The 1,988-nt window shown below is 38.7% G+C and carries 3 protein-coding genes and 1 pseudogene; 2 read left to right on the top strand and 2 right to left on the bottom strand.

From position 1 onward, the window contains the following. The first annotated feature begins 315 nt into the window (after window positions 1–315). Entirely contained in the window at window positions 316–588 is a 273-nt protein-coding gene (locus tag DSM106972_RS50910; protein WP_127087844.1) for a BrnT family toxin, read from the top strand. After that, window positions 572–832, top strand: coding sequence for a BrnA antitoxin family protein (locus DSM106972_RS50905; protein ID WP_127087843.1), 261 nt, complete (start codon window positions 572–574; stop codon window positions 830–832). Before DSM106972_RS50910 ends, DSM106972_RS50905 begins: the two co-directional genes overlap by 17 nt. A gap of 64 nt (window positions 833–896) precedes the next feature. Here DSM106972_RS50905 and DSM106972_RS50900 read toward each other — a convergent pair whose 3' ends face one another. Beyond that, complete coding sequence (locus tag DSM106972_RS50900) at window positions 897–1,361, bottom strand: SMI1/KNR4 family protein (RefSeq protein ID WP_325052293.1); 465 nt, start codon at window positions 1,359–1,361, stop codon at window positions 897–899. Window positions 1,362–1,615: 254 nt separating this feature from the next. Next, window positions 1,616–1,879 (bottom strand): annotated as a pseudogene (locus tag DSM106972_RS50895) (proline--tRNA ligase); the annotation flags it as partial. Window positions 1,880–1,988 lie beyond the last annotated feature (109 nt).

The following is a 1,988-nucleotide window of genomic DNA, read 5'->3' as shown; positions in this document are numbered from 1 at the left end:
TTATGACTAGGAATCTCAGCATCCGCTGGGTCATCTCTAAGCGTGACGAATAACATTTGTGACAGTCGCATCGTTGTCCCTTTCCTGTACTAAATAATCACTTTCTCGGTTAAGTTTAAATCAAACAAATCAAACTGGACACCAAACACCCAGTAAAAGCCTATTTTATCTCTCTGCGCCCTAATAGCCTCTGTGGTAAAAAATTCTTTATTAAGTCTTATTAAGGAATGCGCTTGCTCCGGTAGTCGAGTTGATAAAGTGCGATTTTCTCATCTGAATCTTGACGAGTCCTTCTGCCATACATATAATGTATGTATGACTTTTGAATATGACCCGAAAAAAGCAAAAACCAATTGGCAAAAGCATGGTGTTTCCTTTGCAGAAGCTGAAATGGTATTTTTCGATCCCCTTGCCATTCACGATCTCGATCCAGATTCAATTACTGAAGAACGTTTCATTGCAGTGGGGATAGGAAACGCTGGCTTACTACTGGTCGTTGTTTATACATTACGCGATGAGGTGATTCGACTGATTTCTGCTCGTCACGCCACAAAACAGGAGATAAAAGCTTATGAGGAAGGAATATGATTTTTCTAAGGGAAAACGAGGAGCGGTAATTCCTTCTCAAGGAAAAACACGCATTACTATTTACCTAGATGATGAAATACTAGATCAATTTCGAGAACAAGCTGAAATAGCTGGCATGGGTTATCAGACTCTAATTAATGAGGTTTTAAAGAAATATCTCCAGTCTCCTTCCGATCAACCTCTCACCCAAGAGGATCTACGCCGTATTCTTCGTGAAGAATTATCACTGCGCTCGCTCATGTAGGAAGGCATCAAGCTGTTTTGTTCACTAGATTCGTCCCTATAAATAAGCTTGTTCCGTTGCTGATTTATATTTGTATCAAATATTTAGAATCTAGTTGGAAAGTAGTTTGAGCATCGTCGTAGTACTGTGCTGATTCATACCACTCGGCTACGTGCAAAATTAAGTCTGTTAAATTACGGTAGAGAAACGAATAGTCTTTGCAAGATATATCAATCATCCGTATAGGATAATCATTAGAAGCGTCACAAATAACGCAAAGAAGAACGCTACTGTCAGACCACAACTGAAAAACAGGAAAGCTTTTCTCAAAGAAATATGCTTCTACTATGTTTCGGTAACTGATTTCTCCTAAAGACTCGTAATAAGCAGCAAGTGCGGTTTTTAATGGTAAGAAGTTAAAATTTTCAAAAACAAGCTGATCTATATTTCCATTATGCCATCCATACAATTCATAAATCTCTTCCGGTAAGTTAAACTGCAAGTCATTAATTTGTTCTTTAATATCATCGTGTGAAAGTCCGGTCTTAATTCTGAAGCTCGCTTAGGCATATTTATTTTTAGCCATACTTCAATTCGCTCTAAACCTTCAATCAGTTTTGACATTCTAAATTCTAATAATCAAGCATACAATAATTATATGATGTTACTAAGTAGGTGAACGGAAAAATTTACAACTATGTAACGAAATGTCAAACTGCTGCAATTCTCTCACAGTTTGACTTTAGCGCTTTTAACCAGAAGAAAACAAGTGTGCTTTATTTCTGCCCACCTACTTACATTATCTTCAACTTGTTTGGCATCGCTGATGTTGGGTATGCAAATAATGGCATGATAAGGTGCGATTGCGACGGGGAATATTATTCCGTCTTGATCGTAAGATTGTTCGACTGTAGCTTGTGCCAGTCTGGAAACTCTCACACCGTAACAACCATAACAAGGGGTTTTTCTTCTCCTCGTTCGTTGGTAAATGTGGCGCCCATTGCTTTGTGAGTACTTAGTGACTAGTTGGAAGATATGACCTACTTCGATACCCCGCGCGCTTTGAATAGAACTTGGTTTGTATTTGATAAAGGTGCTGAGGTAACTGACGGTACGAACGAATCATATCGCGCGCTACATACGTAATTACTTCTTCGTGCGTAGGACCCAAAGCTAC

Origin of the sequence: Dulcicalothrix desertica PCC 7102, assembly GCF_003991905.1 — a bacterium.
Classification (GTDB): Bacteria; Cyanobacteriota; Cyanobacteriia; order Cyanobacteriales; family Nostocaceae; genus Dulcicalothrix; species Dulcicalothrix desertica.
Note: the sequence above shows the minus strand (reverse complement) of the source record. Positions and strands in the feature narration are given on the sequence as shown.